Here is a 14,168-nt window from a genome sequence, read left to right as displayed (position 1 = left end):
CATGGTACAAGAACTTATAGAGAAAGCGAAAAACAAATATCCTGTAAGTATTTACTATACAGGGCAACTGTCAGAAGAAGAAATCACCGTACTTGAAAAGGTATGTGATGTAAAATGTCCGTCTATCTACATGAGCGGTTCTGCAACATATAGTATCAGATATAAAGGACGCACAAGTGATAATGGATGATAGATACAATCACCGTAACAGGCGTAAATACAGCCTAAAAATACACATCGTTCTTGTCACTAAGTACCGCAAACAGATTCCTAAAGGCTCTATTGCTGACGATGTAAAGCAAAAGATATACGATATCTGCAATTCTAAAGGTTATGGCATTATTGCAATGTAAACCGATAAAGACCATATACATTTCCTGATAAGCTACGATACTACGGACAGAGTTTGCGAAATTGTAAAACTTATTAAACAGCAGACCACATGTTATCTGTGGCAAAGATATCCAAATTTCTTATCCAAGTGTTATTGGAAACATAAGATATTTTGGTCAGACGGATACTTTGTCTGTAGCATTGGTGAGATATCGTCAGCTACTATACAAAAATACATCGAAAGCCAAGGTTAATTGCTACGAATTTACAAGGCTCCTCCCACCGCCCAAGGGCAGTGGGAGGAGCCTACGACAACCGGAAGGATTTTATTTATGAACAGTCCGAAACACACTTCCTATAATTCTGCGCTCTGTCCGCGCTGCTGATCAGTCCGTGACTGCCGCCGCGGTCTCCAGAGCGACTTCCATCATTTCCACAAAGGTCTTTTCTCTCTCTTCCGCCGTCGTCGCCTCGCCGGTGACAAGCGAATCCGAGATGGTCATGAGAGCCAGCGCTCTCGCGCCGCCGTAGGCCGCATTGGCATAAAGCGCCGCCGATTCCATCTCCACGGCAAGGACGCCCATATCCTTCCACTGGACGCCGATCTCCGGCTTTGCTGCGCCGTAGAAGACATCGGAGCAGTAAACATTTCCCACATGATAGTTTGCACCGCGTTTTTCCGCGGCGTCCACCGCCGTGCGCAGAAGCGTGTAATCCGCCGTCGGAGCGAACTGTCCCGGAAGCCGGAACTGCGTCAGGTACGCCGAATCCGTGCAGGATCCCATGGCAAAGACGAGATCGCGGACATGAACGTCCTCCCGCATCGCCCCCGCGGTGCCCACGCGGATGAGGTTCCGGCCCCCGTAGAAATTGATCAGCTCATAGGAATAAATCCCCATGGAAGGACAGCCCATTCCCGTGCCCATCACGGAGATGCGCTTTCCGCGATACTCTCCGGTAAATCCGAGCATTCCTCTCTTCTCATTGAAACATTTCGGATCCGCAAGGAACTTTTCCGCGATGAATTTCGCACGAAGCGGATCTCCCGGAAGCAGAATCGTCTCGGCGATCTCGCCGGCTCCTGCCTCGATATGCGGTGTCGGAATCTTTTTCTCATCTACAGTACTCATTCGGAAGCCTCCTGTCTTTCTGACCTGGTGCCTGTGGTCACTGTGTTATTCCATTCCTGTTCCGGCGTCCGGTCCCGTGACCGGATGGCCGGCCCGACGGTCACGGAGCGAATCTCTCTCCGTTTTTCCTGTGGGGCATTTTTACGTTTTCTTTCATCTTAACATACGCGAAGAATCCCCGCGAAGCATTTTTCTTCGGCAACGGCCTCTTCGGGCAGAAAAAACTACTGTCTGGTTCCCTTTCCGCCGCGCTTTGCGAGTTTCAGCCGGTTCAGGTGTACCTCTTTTTCTTTGTACGGTACATTCAGTTCCGATCCGGTGGTCAGAAGCCATGCGGTCTGAACTTCATCATTTTTCCCGAGGGTCATTCCCTTCACGCCCTTGGTTCCTTTCTTCATCTCGGATACCTCTTCGAGCATGAAACGAAGGAAGAATCCGCTCTTCGACTGAAGTACCACCTCATCCATTTCCTCCACCGGAAGAATGGAAACCAGAACATCGCCGTCCATCAGTTTCGTCGCAGCAACCGCGCGGTTGTTGGTGATAAACTCGGAGCCCGGCACAATCTTGATCATGCCCTGCGCCGTCGTAAAGAGGAGTTTTCGGGATTCCAGATTCTTCGTGCAGAGGATCTGGATCGGCCGCTCCACGCTTCCGTCAAACCGGGAAATGTTGTCGATCGGCGTTCCTTTATCTCTTACTTTTCCGGCAGGAATATCCGTCACCTTCACGGTGTGCAGGAATCCGCGATCCGTAAAGAGCGCGATCCGGTCGTCGGTCATGCAGGGAATGATCCACACATTTTCGCTGTCGACCGTCTCTTTGTTCTTCTCGTAGAGACTCCGGTCGATGGTCTTCGCATATCCGAACCGGTCAAGCACAAAGACGGCTTCCCTTGCCGCTTCCACTCTCTCCTCATAGACCGCGATACCGGAATCCTCGATCTGTGTTCTGCGCTCTTTTGCAAATTCCTTCCGGATTGCGCGGAGATCTTCGCGGATGACATCATTCATCGACTCTCTGTTTTTCAGAATCTTGCTGTACTTGCGGATCTTCTGAAGAGAATCCAGATACTCCTTCTGCAGCTGGATCAGTTCCAGACCGACCAGACGGTACAGTCTCATCTGTAGGATGGCTTCCGCCTGTCTCTCGGTAAAATGGAAGCCCTTCGCCTGCTTTTCGAGCGCGGGATCCTGGAAGGTGATGCCGGAGGTATCTCCGGAGATCAGGCACGCTCTCGCCTCTTTCAGGCTCTTCGCGCCGCGAAGCGTCGCGATAATCAGGTCAATGACATCGACCGCCTTGATCAGGCCTTCCTTGATCTCCTTGTTCTCCTCTTCCTTTTCCAGAAGAATCTGATACTTTCTGGTATTGTTCTCATACTGGAAATCAAGATAATTCTTCAGGATGGACCGGAGCGTCATGGTCTCCGGCCGCCCGCCGGCGATGGCCAGCATGTTGACGCCGAAGGTGTCCTCCAGTCTGGTCTTTTTATAGAGGATGTTCCTGATCCGCTCGATGTCCGAGCCTTTCCGCAGTTCCAGCACAATGCGGATACCCTCTTTGTTCGACTGGTTCGAGATGTCCGTCACCTCGGTAAGGGTGCGGTTCTCCACCAGCGCCGCGATGTCCGTCAGACATTTCGCGATGCCGGCGCCCACCATCGTGTACGGAATCTCCGTGATGACGAGCTTGTCTTTATCGCTCTTGCGCTGTCCCTCCTCAAGGACGATCTTTGCGCGGAGGCGAAGCTTGCCCATACCGGTCTCATAGATCTCCTCGAGATCACTCTTGTTGGCCACAATGCCGCCGGTGGGAAAATCCGGTCCGTGGAGTTTTTCCAGAAGCTCCGATGTGCTGAGTTCCGGATTGTCAATGTACGCCATGACGGTGTCGATGACTTCGCCGAGATTGTGTGTCGGAATGCTGGTACTCATGCCGACCGCAATGCCTTCGGAGCCATTGACCAGAAGATTCGGAACCCTTACCGGCAGAACCTCCGGCTCGGTCTCCGTCTCATCATAGTTCGGCACAAAGCGCACGGTCTTATCCAGATCTTTCAGATAGACGTCCTGCGCAAACTTTTCCAGCCTTGCCTCGGTGTATCGCATCGCCGCCGCGGTATCGCCCTCGATGGAGCCGAAATTGCCGTGGCCGTCGATCAGCTTCATGCCCTTCTTAAACGGCTGCGCCATCACAACAAGCGTGTCGTAGATCGAGGAATCGCCGTGCGGATGATATTTACCCATGGTGTCGCCGACGATACGCGCCGATTTGCGGTGTGGCTTATCCCAGTCAACCTTCAGCCGTTCCATATCGAACAGCACTCTTCTCTGTACCGGCTTTAAGCCGTCCCTCGCATCCGGGATGGCTCTGGCCGTAATAACGCTCATCGAGTAGTTGAGGTAGCTGCGCTGCATCTCCTCCGAATACTCTGTGGTAATAATTTTCTCTGCCATGTTGATCTCCAAATGTGTGTACGATTTCGTTATGCGTCGATGACCGCTTCATCCGCGTGATCGTGGATGAAATCTCTTCTCGGCGGAACTTCGCTTCCCATCAGCATCTCCGTCACTTCGGAGGCGAGACGTCCGTCCTCAATCTCGACGCGCTTCAGAACGCGGTTCTCCGGATCGAGTGTGGTCTCCCAGAGCTGCGTCGCGTCCATCTCACCAAGTCCCTTGTATCGCTGAAGGGTGAAATCTCCCTTGTGGGTCTTTCGGTATTTCTCCAGCGCCGCGTCATCGTACAGATAGATGCCCTCGCCCTTTTTCGGAACCACCTTATACAGAGGCGGCATGGCGATATAAACATGGCCTTCGTTGATCAGGTCCGGCATAAAGCGGTAGAAAAAGGTCAACAGCAGGGTATCAATATGGCTTCCGTCGACATCGGCATCCGTCATCAGGATGATTTTGTCATAGCGGAGTTTGGTGATATCAAAATCATTTCCGTATCCTTCGGAGAAGCCGCAGCCGAAGGTGTTGATCATCGTCTTGATCTCCGCATTCGCGAGAACCTTGTCCATCGACGCCTTCTCCACGTTCAGGATCTTACCGCGGATCGGCAGAATCGCCTGATACTGGCGGTTTCGTCCCATCTTCGCGCTTCCGCCCGCGGAATCTCCCTCGACAATGAAAATCTCGCATTTGGAGGCATCCCGGCTCTCGCAGTTTGCCAGTTTTCCGTTGCTGTCAAAGGAAAATTTCGGCTTCGAAAGCATATTGGTCTTCGCCTTCTCCTCACTGCGGCGGATCTTCGCGGATTTCTCCGCGCAGGCGATGATATTCTTCAGAGTCTCGACATTTCGGTCAAAGAACAGTGTCAGCTCATCGCCTGCCACAGATGCCACCGCTTTCGACGCATCCTGGCTTCCGAGCTTCGTCTTGGTCTGTCCCTCAAAGACCGGATCCGGATGGCGGACCGAAATCAGCGCGATCATGCCGTTTCTCGTATCCGCGCCGGTGAAGTTGGTATCCTTTTCCTTGAGAATGCCGAGTTCTCTCGCATAGCTGTTGATCAGCTGGGTAAATCTTGTCTTAAAACCGACCAGATGGGTTCCGCCTTCCGTCGTGCAGATATTGTTGCAGAAGCCGAGAATATTTTCCTCAAACTCATTGACGAACTGGACCACCGCGTCGACCTGAATCCCGTCGCTCTCTCCGTGGAAGCTGATGGGATCGCAGACCCGCTCTTTTCCTTTGCTAATCTCCTCGACATATGCCACGATACCGCCCGGCTCGTGGAAAGTCACCTCTTCCTCCTCGCCTTTCCGATCATTTTTATAGAAAATCGTCAGTCCCGGATTCAGATAAGCGATCTCGTGAAGTCTGGACTTCAGCCAGTCCGCCCGGAACCGGATCGTCTCGAAGATCGTGTCGTCCGGAAGGAAATTCGTCCGGGTTCCTCTCTGACGGCTTTTTCCGACAACCGGAAGAAGTCCGTTCACCAGTTCAACCGTTGGTTTTCCCTTTGCGTAAGCATCATGGAACACCACACCGCCTCTGCAGATTGTGATATCCATATGAGTGGACAGCGCGTTGACAACCGACGATCCGACACCGTGAAGACCGCCGCTGGTCTTGTAGGAGTCATGATCGAATTTACCGCCCGCATGCAGTGTGGTAAGAACAACTCGCTCCGCGGAAACACCTTTTTTGTGCATCTCAACCGGAATGCCTCGGCCATTATCCTGTACCGTACAGGATCCGTCCTCCTCCAGTGTGACATGAATCTCGGTGCATTCTCCTGCCAGATGCTCATCGACGGAGTTGTCGACCACCTCGTAGATCAGATGATTGAGTCCTCTCGGGCCCAGACTTCCGATGTACATACCCGGTCTTCTGCGGACCGCCTCCAGTCCTTCCAGGACGGTAATACTGTCCGCATCGTACTTCGCTGCTGCCATCTATCTTCCTCCTAAGCTGTGTTTTTATGTAAAGAAATTTCGCGATTTTATCCCGCTTCCTGCTCGAATCAGAGCAATATATTATCTTACCGGAAAATATCTCCGATGTCAAAATCCCGGCTCCACTCCGGCTGTTTTGCCCAAACGGTGATCTTCTCTTTTGTAAACGGCTGGAGCAGCTCCATGTTCCAGGCGCAGAGCCCAAGCGGACTTTCCGCCGTATCCCCCGATGCATTGATCTCCCGCACTTTCTCCGGATCTCCGGTCCGCCGGAATTCCCCGGCTGCACCGCCCGGCCCGTAGAGAAGATCTCCCACAAGCGGATGTCCGATGGACGCCATATGAACGCGGATCTGATGGGTCCGGCCATGATCGATCCGGCATGCCAGAAGCGTGCATTCTCCCCGACGCTCATCCGGATGTTCTTCCCGGTATTCTGTCCGGAGTCCTTCCAAATGATCTGTTCCGGATTCTCCCCGATGCTCTTTCCGGTGTCCGAGTATCCGATACCATGTTCTCGCAGGCTTTCCCTCCGGATCCACCTGTCGGAGCATCAGGACGCCCGGTACATTTCCGATGGGGCCTTCGATGCAGCCGTCCGCCCGGAAACATTTCCCGGCTGCCACGCCTTCCGGAGCAGCCAATGCAGCTTCATCCGGCATATCGGTCCGGTTCTTCGGCGATTCCGCATCCGCCCGGATCAGCCCCTCCGCCAAGGCAAGATACGTCTTTTTCATGATTCCTTCTTCCCGCTGTCTGGCGAGAAGCCCCGCAGCGCCGGCATTTTTCGCAACGACAACCAGCCCGCAGGTGTCGCGGTCCAGCCGCCCGATCATGTGTATCTCCCGGGAGGTACCGGTCCATCCCATCCGAAACGCGATATGATTGGCGAGAGAATCCGCATAATGTCCAAAAGACGGGTGGCAGACCATGCCGGCCGGCTTATCCACGATCAGAAGATCTTCGTCCTCATAGCAGACCCGAAGTTCCGTTTTTTCCGGCGGCTCGGCCCATACGCTTCCCGACTCTTCCGGATCGGTGATATCCAGACACAGGCAGTCTCCCTCATGAAGAACCGCCGTAGTCCGGACGCGAGCGCCGTTCAGCATGATCCCGTCCGCCCGGTATTTGATCCGGCTCATCAGCTTTTCCGAGAAAAGGAGTTCGCCCCGCATCACATCGCGAACCGTTTTTCCTTCTCTCTCCCGACCGATTCCGATGGTCAGGATTCTTCTCTTTTCTTCGCTCATCTCCGGCATCCCTTCTGCTCTTTCTCATCGAGTCATATTGTATAAAAAAGATCCGTCTTCCGCAATATGGAATCCTTTCCCGCCCTGTGATATGATAAGGCTGTCGATGTTTGCAGACGGATCTGTTTCATCCCTGCAGACATAATAAAGACAGAAAGGATTTACCGTGAGATATTACATCGCAGACTGCCATTTCTTCCACGAAATTCAGCTTCACCACATGGACTGCCGCGGTTTTGACTCCGTCGAAGAGATGAACGAATACATGATCCGCCAGTGGAATGAAAAGGTCCGCCCGAGAGACGAGGTCGTCATCCTCGGCGATCTTTCCTGGGGCAGCGCAGAGGAGACCAATGACCTGCTGCAGCGCCTCAACGGCATCCTCTACCTGATCCGCGGCAATCACGACCGGTTCGGATCTTCCCCGAAATACGACAGCAGCCGCTTCGTCTGGATCAAGCCCTATGCCGAGATCCACGACAACAACCGGAAAGTTGTTCTCTGCCACTATCCGATTATGTGCTATAACGGACAGTACCACGAACATACCGATCATCACGGGGAAACCTATATGCTCTACGGCCATGTTCACGACTCGCAGGATCAGCGTCTCATTGAACGGTTTCAGGAGATCACGCTTGCTTCCCGGCTCACTTACGAGGACGGCCGTGAGCGCTCCATTCCCAGCCGCATGATCAACTGCTTCTGCAAATATTCGGACTATAAGCCGCTCTCTCTGGACGAATGGATCGAATGTGACCGGAAGCGGCGGGAATCCCGTCCGTTCTGTCCGGAAGGCCTGAAAGATCTTTACATTCCGTGACGAAAATGGAATGCGGGACAAACGGGTCGAAACAGGCTTTGCGAGTTTCGAGCGTGTCGCGGCAGTCGCCAAGTCCTCACCGGGTTGTGGTCTTTGGCAAGTTAGCCTCGAAAAAAATACGGACCGGAGTCATCCCTCCGGTCCGATTTTTTTCCTTATTCAGGCTTCAGGCCTCCAGCGCCTGTTTCAGATCATCAATGATATCCTGAACATCCTCGATTCCGACGGAAAGACGGATCATATCCGGCTTTACGCCGCAGGCGATCAGTTCCTCATCGCTCAGCTGACGGTGAGTGGACGATGCCGGGTGAAGCACAACCGTGTGTGCATCCGCAACATGAGTTGCGATAATACCGAGTTTCAGGTTCATCATGAACTTCTCTGCTGCCGCTCTTCCGCCCTTCACTCCGAAAGAGATCACGCCGCAGGTGCCCTTCGGCATGTATTTCTGCGCTCTGTCATAGTACTTGTCGCCCGGAAGTCCCGGATACTGAACCCATGCCACATGTTCATCCGACTGCAGATACTCCGCAACTTTCTGTGCATTGCTGCAGTGTCTCTCCATGCGGACTGCCAGAGACTCCAGACCAAGATTCAGGAGATATGCGTTCATCGGCGCCGGAGTGCAGCCGAGATCTCTCATCAGCTGAACCGTCGCCTTGGTGATAAACGCGCCCTCTTTCCCGAACTTCTCGGCGTAAACCAGGCCGTGATAGGACTCATCCGGCTCACACAGCCCCGGGAATTTCTCCCTGTGTGCCATCCAGTCAAAGCGGCCGGCATCGATGATCGCGCCGCCGACGGTCGCGTCATGACCGTCCATATATTTTGTGGTGGAATGTGTGACAATATCGCAGCCCCACTCGATCGGTCTGCAGTTGATCGGTGTGGCGAACGTATTGTCAATGACCAGCGGTACGCCGTGCGCGTGTGCGGCCCTGGCAAACCGTTCAATGTCAAAGATCACGAGAGACGGGTTGGCAATCGTCTCACCGAAAACCATCTTGGTATTCGGGCGGAATGCCGCTTCCAGCTCTTCATCGGTGCAGTCCGGATCGATGAATGTCACCTCAATCCCCATCTTGCGGAGGGTGACATTGTAGAGGTTGAACGTTCCGCCGTAGATTGCGGTCGATGCAACGATATGATCACCGCAGCTGCAGATGTTGAAAGCAGCGAAGAAATTGGCCGCCTGACCGGAGCTGGTCAGCATCGCCGCACTTCCGCCCTCAAGCGCACAGATCTTCGCGGCAACCAGATCGGTCGTCGGATTCTGAAGTCTCGAATAAAAGTATCCGGATGCTTCCAGATCGAAGAGTTTTCCCATATCCTCGCTGGTATCATATTTGAATGTCGTACTCTGAATGATCGGAATCATTCTGGATTCACCATTCTTCGGTGTATATCCCCCTTCGATGCAAATTGTCCCCTGTCTCATGCTTTTTCTCCTTCCGCTGCTGTTCAGTTCTTTTTCACAGCACCTGAAATCATATTATAAAGGAACCAAACTCAGCCCGCAATATCACTTTTATTTATGCTTCTTTCCGGAGTTCGTTATATTTCATTGTCCCTGCCGTCAGAAATTAGTAATGAAACCTCAATATCATTCCAATTGGGATTGTGTTAGAATAACCATTGTCTTATAAGGAGGGATATTTATGTATCTGAAAGGACGCAAAAAAACGGTCCGTCTTCTCCTCTGTGCGGCATCCTGCCTGATGCTTTCCGGCGCGGCAGCGATGAGCGCCTTTGCCGATGCGGCTAAGGAAACCGCGCAGACACAGGAGGCGGTGCAAAATGTGATCACGACGACAGGACAGATCTCTTCCTGCACGATCGACACAGACAAAACCAATGTCACGCTGAATATGACCAGCAATGCCGAGATGGCCGGAACCGACGGAAAGATCTACCTTGTCGAGATGAAAAACTGGCAGGACGATCTCACCGGCCGCACCGATTATCTTGCTTCTCAGGACGGCGCTTCACAGGTGAGCTTTCATTTTCCGCTGAATGCGGACAGCACCGGTGACCGGCGCTACTCCTCGTTCATCGCTGCCGTCTGGGATACGGAAAAGCAGGAATACAAGGCACTCACACCGAGATATTACATCACCAACCCGGAGATCATGGCGAAGGATCAGTCCGCGCTGCGTATCACCGGAAAAAAGGGCCTCTCGATCGAGTTTTCTCTGATTGAGGACGCGATGAACATGGGCATTAAGCAGGCGGAAATCAACATTCCGGTGAACTTCCTGTACGGAAACGGAGTGGATTACACTTACAAAGGCCAGACGTATCATTTTGCCAAGAGCTGGCTCGACACCTATGACCGTGTCATCAAGACACTGTCCGGCCGGGGCGTCGTCGTCACTGCTGTTATCCTGAACGGCTGGAACGCAAATGATCCGGACATGTTCCTTCCGGGAACCACAAAGTCCTCCGATCCATACTATATGTTCAACACAAAAACCGAAGCCGGCCAGCGAAAACTGGAAGCCGCTGCCAACTTCCTCGCTGAGCGTTACAACGGATCGAACGGTCACGGACGCCTTTCCAACTGGGTCATCGGCAATGAGATCAACAACCAGTACTGGAACCACACCGGCGCCATGGATGTCCGCAGTTACGTCGAACTGTACCAGAAAGCCTACCGGACCTTCTACGCAGCCGTAAAGAGCCAGAACGCCCATTCTAACGTTCTCTTCTCCATCGACTACTACTGGAACGACTCCTCGAAGGCAAACGGATCCACCTATTACAAGGGAAAGGATGTCCTCGATCAGTTCAACTCCGTCGCGGCCGCAGAAGGACCGATTGACTGGGGTATCGCATATCACCCGTATCCGTACCCGATGAACGACCCGGTATTCTGGGACGACGGTTCCCAAGGTCTGACCGACAGCATTACCACGCCGATCCTGAACTTCTACAATCTGCATGTTCTCACCGATTACATGCAGAGCAGTGAGCTTCGGGCACCGGACGGAAATGTACGCCACATTTTCCTGACCGAACAGGGTTTCACATCCACAACCCCGTCCGGCGAGAAACTGAAAGAACAGGCCGCGGCCTATGCGTACTCCTACTATCTGGTGGAGAGCAATCCATACATCGAAGGCTACAATCTGGCCCGCCAGATCGATGCGCCCAGTGAGGTAAAAGACGGTATCTCCTTCGGCCTGTTCTACTGCGACATGAATCAGCCGAACAACATCGTGGCTTACCACTCCAAGCCGATTTATTACGTCTTCAAAGACATCGATGTTCCGTCCAGAACACTGAGCGTCTCCAAAGAAGCAAAGCAGACCCTCGGCATCAGCAAGTGGTCCGAGCTGATCCCGCACTTCAAATGGTCGGGACTGGAATAATCGGAGAGGGAAGTTCGAAGAAATTCCTCATTTTACGAAAAAAAAAAAAAAAAAAAAAAAACCGCAAAAAAAGAGCCCGCATTCGCGAAACATCTGCGAATGCGGGTTCTTTTTGTTTTAAACTCTTATTCCAAGTATTCCAGAACGATAATCTCAACCGGCTGCAATTCCGGCTTTCTTTTTTGCGTTCTTTTTAACGTTCCTGTTTACTTTCTTTTTTCTTTTGCCTCTTTTTACTGCGGAGCCAGCGCCGCCGCCTGTGCTGCAGCAGCCTGCGCGTCATCATTTTCCCCGGCAGAATCTTCCGCCTGTTCCGTGGACGCTCCGCTCGGCATCTCCTCCGGAAGAGCCTCGGCATGTCCGCCCTCGATAAACTCCTCATCGTAGCTCGGGCCCTTCGTTGCCGCGCTTCCGTCCGGATTGGTCGGAGTCTCGGCCGCCTTCGTCTCGCTGTGAATGATTCCTTCACTCTGCTCGGCAAGTGCCGCATTGTCCCCGGCCGCTCCTGCTCCGCCCTCCGGGAAGACATTCAGATACGGAAGAGCTTCCGCCATGATCTTCTGGAACACGGTGCTGGCAAACGTGGAGTGTGCCTGCTGCTCGCCCGGCAGATTCGGCGTATCAATGACGACATAACATACCACCTGCGGGTCGTAAATCGGAACAGCGCCGATAAACGAAACCAGATAGTTTTTCTCTGAACGAGGCTGTTTCTGTGCCGTTCCGGTCTTGCCGCCGATCTGGTAACCCGGAATCTGGGCCGCCTTCGCGGTACCGGACTGTACTACCATCGCCAAAGCGTTTTTGATAAATGTGCTCGTATTCTCCGATACGGTCTCACGGACCAGAACCGGATCATTCTTGCGGATAACTGCGCCCTGGTCGTTCAGGATTTCCTTCACGACATGCGGACGGTAATACGATCCCCCGTTCACCAGAGAGCAGAATGCGCTGGCCATCTGGATCATGGTCGTATTGTAGTTCTGGCCGAAGGAGTTTGTCGCCAGCGACGCCACATCCATCGTCTCTTCTGTATAAACCAGTCCGGAGGTATCCGCCTCACCCGGAAGGTCAATGTTAGTCTTCTGTCCAAATCCGAACATCGCCTGATGCTTCAGGAAATTCTGAACACCCTGTGCCTGGTTGATGGACATCATGACAACGTTGCAGGATTTCTCGATACCCTGCGCAACCGTCAGCGGACCGTGTCCGCTTCGGATATCGCAGTGAATATCCCAGTCTCCGATGTGCATCACACCGTTGCAGACGTAGGATTCATTGCCGGTGATCGTACCCTCTTCCATCGCACCCGCAACCGTAAACGGCTTCTGCGGAGAACCCGGCTCATAGGTATCATTGACACAGAAATTGCGCCACATCTTATACCATGCATCCGCCTTTGTCTTTTCATCCATCGCGTCGATCTGTTCCTGTGAATAGTACAGAGAGAGATCATACGGATTGTTCAGATCGAAGCGGGTCGTCGTGTCCATTGCCAGAATCTCGCCGGATCGCGGATCCATCATAATGCAGGCTGCCACCTTACTTCCGGTCGTTGTCTGCCACTCGTCCAGATATTTCTGGACAATATTTTGAAGGTTGGCGTCAATGGTGAGCTTGACGGTATTGCCGTTCACCGCCGGTTTTACGGTTCTCTCCGGATTCGTGTCGTCATTCAGATAACCGAACTCCCGACCGTTGACTCCGGTCAGCTCGTCGTTGTAGTACTGCTCAACACCGCCGGATGCATTGTTGTCACGAAGGGCGAAGCCAATGACATTGCAGGCGAGATTGTTATACGGATACACCCGCTTATAGTGATCCTCAAACCACACGCCCGTGATTCGGTTCTTTCCGCCCTTATCTACGGTTGCCTTCCGGTATTCTTCATTTTTCTTCTGTTTGTATTCCTCGAACTTCGCCTTTTCCTCGCCGGACAGTTTCTTGTAAACCACATAGGAACTGTCTGCACGGTCACGGATCAGCTGCCGGAGTTCTTCCCTGTCATAAGAAAAACACTCCACCAGGGCATCGATCGTCGGTTCCACATAGTTGTAACCGTCATCCGAATTCATCTGCCGCGGATCCAGGATCATGTTATAGATTTTCTCACTCGTCGCAAGATAGGTTCCGTTGCGGTCAATGATGCTGCCTCTCTTGTACGGAATCATGCGGCTCTCATAATTCTGATGTCCCAGGACGATCTGGTTGTAATCGACTCCCTTATTCGACACCAGTCTGTACAAAATCACCGCAAGGACAATCAAAACCGTCAGAATAGCCAGAACGGTGATTGCCAGTTTCTCCTGCATATAACGGCGGAACAGCTTCTTCGTTTTAGTGTTCCGGGATGTCTTCATTTTGCCTTACATACTCACTTTCTGTCTTATCATAGAGCAGAATCTGGTTCTGATTCGCATAGACCATTCCAAGATCCTGAGTTGCAACCTGATAAACATGATTCAGATCACATGCGGTATCAATCGCGGTTCTCAGCTCGTCATTGGCTGTCTTCTGATGTTCCAGTTCCAGCTGAAGCTTTGCGATGGAATCCATCCTTGATGTAATACTCGCATTAAGGCGTAAATAATTGATACAGATCAGGAGTGTTGCGATTGCAGCAAATGCCAGACAGACCACATATCCTGCGCTGATATAGCTCGCTTTACTCTGATTGCGCTGAGCAGCCCGTTTCCGCGCCAGACGTTCCTGTTTGCGTTTTCGGGCGGCCCTTCGCCGTTCTGCGGATGAGGCTCCGTTTTCATACTCAACTTCGTAGTACGGATTCAGCTCTCTCGCCGCGCTGCCTGCGACATAAGCCTGCCGCCTGCCATTCACGTGCTTCTTGGCCAT

The 14,168-nt window shown here is 52.7% G+C and carries 10 protein-coding genes and 1 pseudogene; 4 read left to right on the top strand and 7 right to left on the bottom strand.

The window, feature by feature from the left end:
- The first annotated feature begins 1 nt into the window (after window position 1).
- Together BR86_RS15935 and tnpA are read left to right on the top strand one after the other, a co-directional pair.
- Window positions 2-190 carry a hypothetical protein gene (locus tag BR86_RS15935; protein ID WP_143099308.1) on the top strand — a complete coding sequence of 63 codons (189 nt, stop codon included), beginning with the start codon at window positions 2-4 and terminating at the stop codon, window positions 188-190.
- Window positions 183-587 (top strand): annotated as a pseudogene (gene tnpA, locus BR86_RS16570) (IS200/IS605 family transposase). The gene BR86_RS15935 and the pseudogene tnpA overlap by 8 nt, the downstream one beginning before the upstream one ends.
- Before the next feature lie 132 nt (window positions 588-719).
- On the opposite strand, the gene deoD reads toward tnpA, so the two are convergent.
- The 4 genes from deoD to BR86_RS0104440 all read right to left on the bottom strand — a co-directional run bounded on the left by deoD (window position 720) and on the right by BR86_RS0104440 (window position 7,121).
- Window positions 720-1,463: a purine-nucleoside phosphorylase gene (deoD, locus tag BR86_RS0104455; RefSeq protein ID WP_031471792.1), complete on the bottom strand. Its 744-nt coding sequence runs from the start codon at window positions 1,461-1,463 to the stop codon at window positions 720-722.
- A 224-nt stretch (window positions 1,464-1,687) separates the two neighbouring features.
- Window positions 1,688-3,922 (bottom strand): DNA gyrase/topoisomerase IV subunit A, encoded by a 2,235-nt coding sequence (locus BR86_RS0104450; protein WP_031471791.1) that lies wholly within the window; start codon window positions 3,920-3,922, stop codon window positions 1,688-1,690.
- Window positions 3,923-3,951: 29 nt separating this feature from the next.
- Window positions 3,952-5,871, bottom strand: a complete 1,920-nt coding sequence (locus BR86_RS0104445; protein ID WP_031471790.1) for a DNA gyrase/topoisomerase IV subunit B — start codon at window positions 5,869-5,871, stop codon at window positions 3,952-3,954.
- Between the two features lie 86 nt (window positions 5,872-5,957).
- Window positions 5,958-7,121, bottom strand: coding sequence for an RluA family pseudouridine synthase (locus BR86_RS0104440; protein WP_161767276.1), 1,164 nt, complete (start codon window positions 7,119-7,121; stop codon window positions 5,958-5,960).
- A gap of 166 nt (window positions 7,122-7,287) precedes the next feature.
- Here BR86_RS0104440 and BR86_RS0104435 point away from each other — a divergent pair, with 166 nt between their 5' ends.
- A complete protein-coding gene (locus BR86_RS0104435; RefSeq protein ID WP_031471788.1) occupies window positions 7,288-7,944 on the top strand; it encodes a metallophosphoesterase in 657 nt (218 codons plus the stop codon).
- A gap of 166 nt (window positions 7,945-8,110) precedes the next feature.
- On the opposite strand, the gene BR86_RS0104430 is transcribed toward BR86_RS0104435, so the two are convergent.
- Complete coding sequence (locus tag BR86_RS0104430) at window positions 8,111-9,382, bottom strand: O-acetylhomoserine aminocarboxypropyltransferase/cysteine synthase family protein (protein ID WP_031471787.1); 1,272 nt, start codon at window positions 9,380-9,382, stop codon at window positions 8,111-8,113.
- Window positions 9,383-9,602: 220 nt separating this feature from the next.
- On the opposite strand from BR86_RS0104430, the gene BR86_RS0104425 reads away from it, so the two are divergent.
- Window positions 9,603-11,315: a DUF5722 domain-containing protein gene (locus BR86_RS0104425; RefSeq protein ID WP_031471786.1), complete on the top strand. Its 1,713-nt coding sequence runs from the start codon at window positions 9,603-9,605 to the stop codon at window positions 11,313-11,315.
- 233 nt (window positions 11,316-11,548) lie between these two features.
- Here BR86_RS0104425 and BR86_RS0104420 read toward each other — a convergent pair whose 3' ends face one another.
- Both BR86_RS0104420 and BR86_RS0104415 read right to left on the bottom strand, forming a co-directional pair.
- The gene (locus BR86_RS0104420) at window positions 11,549-13,675 is read right to left on the bottom strand and encodes a peptidoglycan D,D-transpeptidase FtsI family protein (RefSeq protein ID WP_038287780.1); all 2,127 of its coding nucleotides are present in this window, start codon (window positions 13,673-13,675) and stop codon (window positions 11,549-11,551) included.
- Entirely contained in the window at window positions 13,653-14,168 is a 516-nt protein-coding gene (locus BR86_RS0104415; RefSeq protein ID WP_031471784.1) for a hypothetical protein, read from the bottom strand. Before BR86_RS0104415 ends, BR86_RS0104420 begins: the two co-directional genes overlap by 23 nt.

Origin of the sequence: [Clostridium] aminophilum DSM 10710 (assembly GCF_000711825.1) — a bacterium.
Classification (GTDB): domain Bacteria; phylum Bacillota; class Clostridia; order Lachnospirales; family Lachnospiraceae; genus Clostridium_R; species Clostridium_R aminophilum.
Note: the sequence above shows the minus strand (reverse complement) of the source record. Positions and strands in the feature narration are given on the sequence as shown.